This window comes from Viscerimonas tarda, from assembly GCF_054601255.1.
Genome location: NZ_BAAHWV010000033.1, coordinates 22,088 through 30,769 on the forward strand (window position 1 = coordinate 22,088; position 8,682 = coordinate 30,769).

Below are 8,682 nucleotides of genomic sequence, written 5' to 3' on the forward strand. Positions count from 1 at the left end.
AACTTAAAAAATCATATATGAAAAGAAAGATATTATATATTTTGGCGCTTTTGCTGACCGTAAACATTTCGCTCATGGCACAGCAAAAGGAAGTATTTACCATGGCAGGAACCGTTTATGACGAAAAGGGAGAAGCCTTGCCCGGCGCGGCTGTTTATCTGAAAGACCGTGTAGGGGTCGGTACAGCCACCGATATAGACGGAAAATTCAGCATCAAGGCTTCACGCGGCGACATGCTGGTGTTTTCTTTCATGGGCTATGATAACGCAGAGTATCTGGTAACGGAAGAAAAAAAAGATTTGGATATTCGGTTAAAGCCATCTACGCAGGAAATGGAAGAAGTAGTTGTGGTAGGTATGGGCAGCCAGCGTAAAATCAGTTCGGTAGCCGCCGTAACAACGTTAAGTACAAAGGAATTACAGGTTCCTACCGTATCCGTAGCCAACCTGCTCGGAGGAAAAGTAGCCGGGGTGATTTCCATGCAGACCAGCGGCGAGCCGGGCAAGAATATCGCCGAGTTCTGGGTGCGTGGTATCGGTACATTTGGCGCCAGTAGCGGCGCATTAGTCCTGATAGACGGCTTGGAAGGCGACATTAACTCCATCGACCCTGCCGATATCGAAAGCTTCAGCGTATTGAAAGACGCTTCGGCAACGGCTGTGTACGGGGTTCGCGGCGCCAACGGCGTTGTGCTGATTACCACGAAAAAAGGGGAATCGGGCAAATTACAGATTACCGCCCGCACCAATTTTACCCTGTCGCATCTGACCCGGGTGCCGGAATACCTGGGAGCGTATGATTATGCCAGATTAGCCAATGAAGCGCGTGTGGTGCGCGGCGATGCACCGCTGTATACCAATACGGAACTGGATATTATCCGCGACGGTCTGGATCCCGACATGTTTCCCAATGTAAACTGGCAGGATGAAATACTGAACAGGAATTCATTCAAGCAAACCTATTATGTCAGCGCACGAGGTGGCGGCGAGGTAGCAAGGTATTTCTTAAGTTTGGGAACAAGTTCCGAAACGGCTGCCTACAAGCAGGACAAGAAAAGCGCATACAGTTCCAATGTCGGTTACAATACCTACAATTACCGGACAAACCTGGACATCAACCTAACTAAATCGACCAGCGTTTATTTTGGTTCGGACGGGTATTTATCCGTTCTGGACGAACCGGGTATGGCGAATACCGACTATATCTGGGAAGCGCAGTCGCAAATCAACCCGCTGTCATTTCCCACCGTTTATTCCAATGGAGCGCTTCCCGCCCTTGGGTCTAATGATTTATCGTCGCCATACGTGCTTATCAATCGCACGGGAACCCATTCCACCCAGAAATACAAGGGGAAAATGACCCTGGCGCTCAATCAGAACTTATCCATGCTGCTGGACGGTTTGAAATTCAAATTGCAGGGGGCATACGACCTCAACAGCTATTTCAAGGAAAGACGTTTTGTGCAGCCCGCCCTTTATCAAGCTTTGGGACGGAATGCAAACGGCGAACTGGTCATGCTGGAAACCGTAAAAGCGCAGAAGGCAACCTATTCCAAATCCACAGAACAATACCGGAAATACCATCTGGAAAGTACGCTCAACTATGACAAGCTGTTCGGGACGGACCACCGTGTATCCGGTCTGGTATATTATTATGTCAGCGATGAAAAGGATACCGGCGATGCAACAAACAGTATGGAAGCCATACCCATCCGCTACCAGGGCGTTTCCAGCCGCTTCACATACAGTTTTCGCGACACCTACATGATAGACGCCAATTTCGGCTACACCGGCTCGGAAAACTTTCAGCCCGGCAAGCAGTACGGATTCTTCCCCTCTATCGCCGCAGGATGGATACCAACCGGTTATGAGAGTGTGAACAAATTACTGCCGTGGCTCGACTTCTTTAAAATCAGGGCCTCCTACGGTACAGTCGGAAACGACAGGATCAGTTCCAAGCGTTTCCCTTATCTGACCAAGGTAAATGTCGGCTCAACGCATGTTTGGGAAGGATCTTCCGCCGAAACAATTAACGAGGTAACCGTCGGGGCGGACAATCTGGAATGGGAAAGAGCCTTGAAAGCGGATGTCGGAATCGAAGGACGGCTCTTTGGCGATAAACTCGCGTTTGTCGTGGACTTCTTCAACGACCAGCGCAACGGAATTTTTCAGCAGCGGGTTCAGGTGCCCGATTACGTCGGCGTGATTACCATGCCTTACGGTAATGTGGGAAAGATGAAAAGCTACGGTGCCGACGGAAACGTCAGCTATACCCAGAAGCTGAACGATAATATGAGCTTTACCGTTCGTGGGAACTTCACCTATTCCAAGAACAAAATACAGAACTGGGAGCAGGCGTATATGGAATATCCGTACCTGGAGTATGCGGGCTTCCCCAACAGCGTTATCCGCGGCTATCAGTCTATCGGACTGTTCAAGGATGAGGACGATATCAAGTATAGCCCTATCCAGACATTCGGCGCCGTCATGCCGGGCGACATCAAGTACAAGGATGTGAACGGCGACGGGAAGATTGACGAATTAGACAAAGTACCACTGTCGTACAGTACTTATCCCCTGTTGATGTACGGCGCAGGCGGTGAGTTCAAGTACAGGAACTTCACCGTAGGCGTACTGTTCAAGGGAACCGGAAAAACGGATTTTTTCCATGTGGGACAGTCGGTCAAGCAGGGTGGGGATAAATACAATAACGGCATGGGGTACGTCCCGTTCTATAACGGTCCTTCCGGTAATGTGCTGGTCATGGCAAACGACCCCAAAAACCGGTGGATACCAATGGACTATGCTTTAGCAAACGGTATAGACCCCGCTTTAGCTGAAAATCCAAATGCCCGTTTCCCACGCTTGCAGTATGGCATGAACAACAATAACTCGCAGCTATCCTCCTTTTGGCAGGACGATGCACGTTACCTGCGTTTGCAGGAGGTAACCCTCAACTACAACCTCAAGACCGGCTGGCTGAGGAAGGCGGGCATTTCGTCCGTTGACATCCAACTGGTAGGCAACAATCTGTATGTATGGGACAAAATCAAGGTATTCGATCCGGAACAGGTACAGTACAACGGTCGTGTCTATCCGATACCGTCCACTTATACACTGCAATTATATATCAATCTGTAAAAATTATTTATATGAATATGAAAAATATAACAAGGAATATCATAAAAAGCCTGTTCGTCATACTTGTCGTATCCGCGTCTTCTTGCTCGGATTACCTGGATATCGACAGCTATTTCGACGATGAGTTCAAGATAGACTCCGTATTTTCTTCCAAGCGCTACATCGAAGCGTATATGTGGGGCGCGGCAGACATGTTCCCGGACGAGGCGGCGACCATCCGCTATAACTACACGCCCGGACCGCTTGCCACGGACGAGGGATTTAATAATTTCCGTGTGGAAAACAATGTTTATTACGGCTTGGATTTCGCTTGCGGATTCATTAATCCTGACCGGTTGAAAGATTTCAACCAATGGGGTAAATACTACAAGATTATTCGCAAGTGCAACCTGATTCTGACTCGCATGGATGAAGTCCCCGACATGTCTTATACCGACCGGTTTTATATCGAAGGTTATACTCGCTTTATTCGGGCGTATGCCTACTACAACATTATCGTGGATTATGGATGTCCCATCCTCTTGGGCGACGAAGTCATAAACACCAATGAGGATATAGTATATTACGACCGCGAGCGCAGTACCTACGACGAGGCAGTCGAATATGTTTGTGGGGAATTTGAAAAAGCCGCCCAATTGATGCCTTTGACCGTATCGAATATGGATTTGGGACGGCCTACACAGGGAGCCGCTTATGGCCTTGTCGCTCGCCTGCGCCTGATACACACCAGCCCGTTGTTCAACGGTGGTCAGGCGGCGCACCGTTATTTCAGCCAATGGACACGCAAATCGGATGGCAGGCATTATGTATCGCAAGCCCCGGACGAAAGACGCTGGGCGGTAGCCGCAGCAGCAGCCAAGCGGGTAATGGATTTGGAATATGCAGGGAACCCCTTGTATAGCCTCTATACGGTTCCTTCCGACGATAATACGCCGGCATTGCCCACAGGCATTACTTCAGACCCCGGTTATTATCAAAACTATCCGGACGGCGCCGGAGGAATAGACCCTTTCCGGTCGTATTCCGAGATATTTACAGGGGAAGCCGTATCTTCGATTGTGCCGGAATATGTCTGGGCTAAAAAATCCGCTCACTTGAGGGATTTAACCCGTTATTATTTTCCCAACTCTTTGAGCGGCTATAACCGGATTTGCGTAACGCAAAAAGTAGTGGATGCTTACCTGATGGCAGATGGGCGGACAACAGATAACTCCAGTGTTGGTTACCCGTATAATGAATCGGGCTTTACTTCCGCCATCAAAACATTTTCAGGTTATCGCCTTAATTCCGGCGTATCCAATATGTACGCCAACCGGGAAATGCGCTTTTACGCCTCTGTTGGCTTCAGCGAATGTTACTGGTCTTGCAGTTCTTCCACCGAAATGGGAACTTTCGGACAGACCATCTGCTACTATTTCGATGATCCGGGTAATGGACGTACTGCGTCGAGTGACCCGATGAACTATCCGGCAACGGGATATGTCATTAAAAAGTTCGTCCATCCAATGGATGCATGGCTTGGACAGGGTAACCGACGGGTAGACAAAACCTATCCGATTATCCGCTATGCCGAAATATTGCTTTCGTATGCCGAAGCCCTCAATAACCTGACGAGCAGTTACGAAATAAATGGAATAAACTACTCGCGCAATGCGGAGGAAATCAGAAAAGCCTTCAATCAGGTGCGTTACCGCGCAGGACTCCCCGGTATTACCGGCAACGAGTCTCAATCTGAAATCCAAAAGCAAATTGAGCGCGAGCGTATGGTGGAGTTCCTGTTCGAGAACCGCCGGTATTACGACGTCCGCCGCTGGGGTATTTACGAGGAAACAGAAAGAGAACCTGTTATGGGAATGAATGTGGACGGTACCAAAAGCTCCTATTACCAAAAGGTAATACCGAGTACGTCACAGATACGCGGAAGAATTGTCGATAAAAAATTACTCTTCCTGCCTGTCCCTCGTGCCGAAGTCCGCAGGCTGCCTTCGTTCGATCAAAATCCCGGCTGGGAATAATCACTAACAAAAAATGATGATATGAAAAAGAAACATATAGTAAATATACTGGTAATCGCAAGTTTACTTTTCAGTTTGAACTCTTGCAATGAGGATGCAATTTTTGAACAGGAATTGTATAAGAAAGTATTGGCGCTGATCAGTACGGACGGGTACAATATCTTTGAGGAAACGCATGAACTGACAGGCGATGAAACGATTGGATACGTCGCCGTTTCCGTCGGCGGAACGACCCCGACGGACAAAGAGGTTAAACTGATGCTGGTAGAGGATTCCGCGGCGTTTAACAACTATAACCGGGGAAATTTCGACGCGGATGAAAGCATTTACGCCAATCTGCTGCCGAAGGATAAATACGACATTGATGATTATACCATTACTGTCCCCACAGGCGAAAGGAACGGGCGGATGAAAATCAGGGTCAGGGCGGAAGGATTGTCGCCCGACTCCATCTACTTTATCTCACTCAAAGTCGGCGAATTGTCGGCATACGAGTTGAACCCCAAAAAAAGCGACGTATTATACCGCGTATTGATTAAAAACAGATATGCAAGCCAGTTGACAAGCGGTTATACGAATTACTCCATGCGGGGGAATAAGGACGGCGTGGAAGTTCCGGGAGTCAAGTCCATGCACCCAATCAGTAAAAACAGGGTGCGGATTATGGCGGGTACGGAAGCATTCCAGTCAAGCGTTACCGCATTCAACAAGTCGGCAATTGTTCTGGAAGTAACGGACGACAACAAGGTGCTGATTACGCCCTACAAGGACATTACCGTACAGCAGATAGACGGCGACCCCGATTTTCCTAACGTCTTTAAAATCGAAGACGACGGTTACAGGAAGTATAATACTTTCCTGTTGCGTTACAGTTACAAGACAGGGAATACGACCTATCAGATGAAAGAAGAACTGAGAATGGAAATAAAAGAATAATGTTAAATTTTAGAATACAATCATGAGAAAGTCAATATTGTTTTTAATGGCGCTTATCCTGTTATCGGGACATTATGCAAAAGCGCAATTCAGCGGCGAAGGTTCGGATTCGGAGCCGTTTATCATTAGCAATGCCACGGAATTGGCAACACTTGCTACTAATGTAAACGACGGAACAAATTATTCCGGCGCTCACTTTTCTCTTATCGCGGATATTGATTTAAGCGGGGTGAGTAACTGGATACCAATAGGTGGCGGCAGCAATGCATTTAAGGGTGTCTTCCATGGGGATTATCACACAATTTCCAATGTAACAGCTTCCGGAACGACCGATGTAGGTTTATTCGGTTATATTTCGGAAGCGACTGTTGAAAACCTGTTTCTTGTCAATGTGAACATATCGGGTACAGGAGCCCGAAAAGGCGGTATAATCGGAAATGCAGCAGCCGGATCAGTAGTGCGCAATTGTTATGTGAGTGGAAATGTTTCCGGCGCCGGCAATAATGGCGGTCTTATCGGGGAATCATACGCAATCGTAAGCAACTGCTATGCAGCCGTAAATGTAAGCGGAGACGATACACAGGGCGGTCTAATCGGCTATCATCGCAACGGCGCTTCCATAACGAACAGTTACAGTACAGGCAACGTAGTTGGGAAAAATCATGTGGGCGGCGTAGCCGGATATGCCCGCAACGGCGGTTCAATAACTTATAGCTACAGCACAGGAGCCGTTAGCGGCACAGGTAGCGCTTCCAATGGCGTTGGCGGCGTAGTAGGAACCGTCAGGGATGCAGCTTGGACGATACAAAACAATGCGGCCATTAACCCGTCGATTGTATCAACAAATGCCGCCGCCGCAAACCGAATATTGGGAGTCAATAACGGCGCAACCGGACTTATTCTAAGCAGCAATTATGCGTTGGCGGCAATGCTTGTGAATAGCGCAACTGTTACGGGAAGCATTACCGACAACAATGGAGGAGACAAGGAAGCCGGCGATTTCCGTGTGATTTCCACGTTTAATACTTCAGGGAACTGGTCGGGAAATGCATGGGACATTGACGCCATTGCAAACAACGGCAAGACATGGAACATTTGGGAGGGGAAAAGCTATCCCTACCTGCAAATTCAAAGCGCACCCATAGCTGTGGAAACAACGCCGCAAGCAAACGGTATTGTCTACGAATTACGCAATAATACCGAAAAAGTGGTTGTAACAGCCGAAAATGGAACTGTCCTGAAAACGGAAACTTCGGTAACGGCAGGCAATAAAACAATTGGTATTCAAGGATTGGCAAACAATACGCCGATTATCGTTACCGTCCATGAAGTGGGAAAAATGCCGTCCTATCCTGTCAAAACGGTTTATGTCAGTGGTGAAACAAACATCATTAACATCAATAGCAAGGCAGGAACAGGCAAGCTGAACTTATATCCAGGCCTGGTTGAAGAATCGCTTACCGTTACATACAGTAACGAATTAGCACCTAACAGCATAGAAATATACGATTCAACCGGAAGACTGTCGGGTACATATACCGCAAATTCGGACAAAACAACACTGAACCTTTCTTCGCTGGCAAGCGGATACTACATCTTGAAAGCAGGAAATAGTGTCGCCAAGTTTATGAAGAAATAAACCGGAAAATTGATAAGGAGACCGTATCGCACAACTTGAATTTTATCCTGAAAAGGGCTTAATGACTGCGATACGGTCTCTTTGTAATTCATACAAAAAAACATCGGAAATATGACAAAACAGGAACTTATAGCAAATGCTTCGGCAATCAGCGGACTTACCCGATCGGAAATACGGCAATGCGTAACCCCATTTATACAGGCGCTTTCGGAAGCCTTCCTGGAGGGAGAAGACGTTTACATAAGAGGCTTGGGAACATTCCTGATAAAAGATTATCCGGAACGGAACTCTCACAATCCGAGGACCGGGGAAGCAATTGTTGTTCCGCCGAAGAAAGTAGTGCGGTTTAATGTAACTCCGGAATACAGGTCTTTAATCGGGAAAGGAAAACGCAAGCCTGCAAAGGATTCATAATTCCTGTTTTTTTACTCCATGGAAAAGAAATACAAAGACGCAAAAAACGTATTGATATTCAATTCGTCGCAAATATTGGTGGCAATAGCCCGTTCCTTACGTTCCGCTGCGGAACTGATGAGCTACTGCAATTTGCAAGCCATATCGTTTGCATGTACAGGCAAGTATGTAGCCTCGGGAGGATATTATTTCAGGCATGTTCAATCCGATGTTGAAATCCGTATGGAACATCTCAACACATTGAACTTGCAGGAATACGACAGGATGTGCGGAGAGGAAAGAAAGTATTATACGAAGAAACAAATGCTGCGAGCGGAAAAGAAATACCAGTGGTCGCAAAAGAAAAACTCAACAGGACAAACCGACAAGACAAAAAGAAAACCAAGGGGAAAAGCTGATAACAGTGACCAGTCAGAGCCACAGCAATAGTTTTCATGTATTCTTTTTCGAATACCAATAAAACAGACAATATGTCTGTATATAAGCAACTTAAAGCCTGTATACAGACGTATTGTTTTTATATAAACCTGTAATTGGC

Annotated in this window: 6 protein-coding genes; all 6 read left to right on the top strand. The window is 47.1% G+C overall.

From position 1 onward, the window contains the following. Positions 1 to 17 precede the first annotated feature (17 nt). The 6 genes from ACYPWY_RS12710 to ACYPWY_RS12735 all read left to right on the top strand — a co-directional run bounded on the left by ACYPWY_RS12710 (position 18) and on the right by ACYPWY_RS12735 (position 8,573). On the top strand, positions 18 to 3,140 hold the full coding sequence (locus ACYPWY_RS12710) for a SusC/RagA family TonB-linked outer membrane protein (RefSeq protein WP_459685908.1): 3,123 nt from the start codon (positions 18 to 20) through the stop codon (positions 3,138 to 3,140). A 17-nt stretch (positions 3,141 to 3,157) separates the two neighbouring features. Continuing rightward, on the top strand, positions 3,158 to 5,155 hold the full coding sequence (locus tag ACYPWY_RS12715; protein ID WP_459685909.1) for a RagB/SusD family nutrient uptake outer membrane protein: 1,998 nt from the start codon (positions 3,158 to 3,160) through the stop codon (positions 5,153 to 5,155). Between the two features lie 21 nt (positions 5,156 to 5,176). Beyond that, positions 5,177 to 6,091 (top strand): BT_3044 domain-containing protein, encoded by a 915-nt coding sequence (locus ACYPWY_RS12720; RefSeq protein WP_459685910.1) that lies wholly within the window; start codon positions 5,177 to 5,179, stop codon positions 6,089 to 6,091. Positions 6,092 to 6,113: 22 nt separating this feature from the next. Next, positions 6,114 to 7,730, top strand: coding sequence for a GLUG motif-containing protein (locus tag ACYPWY_RS12725; protein ID WP_459685911.1), 1,617 nt, complete (start codon positions 6,114 to 6,116; stop codon positions 7,728 to 7,730). Between the two features lie 111 nt (positions 7,731 to 7,841). Beyond that, entirely contained in the window at positions 7,842 to 8,144 is a 303-nt protein-coding gene (locus ACYPWY_RS12730) for an HU family DNA-binding protein (RefSeq protein WP_459685912.1), read from the top strand. Between the two features lie 18 nt (positions 8,145 to 8,162). Then, entirely contained in the window at positions 8,163 to 8,573 is a 411-nt protein-coding gene (locus ACYPWY_RS12735) for a hypothetical protein (RefSeq protein WP_459685913.1), read from the top strand. The last annotated feature ends 109 nt before the right edge of the window (positions 8,574 to 8,682 follow it).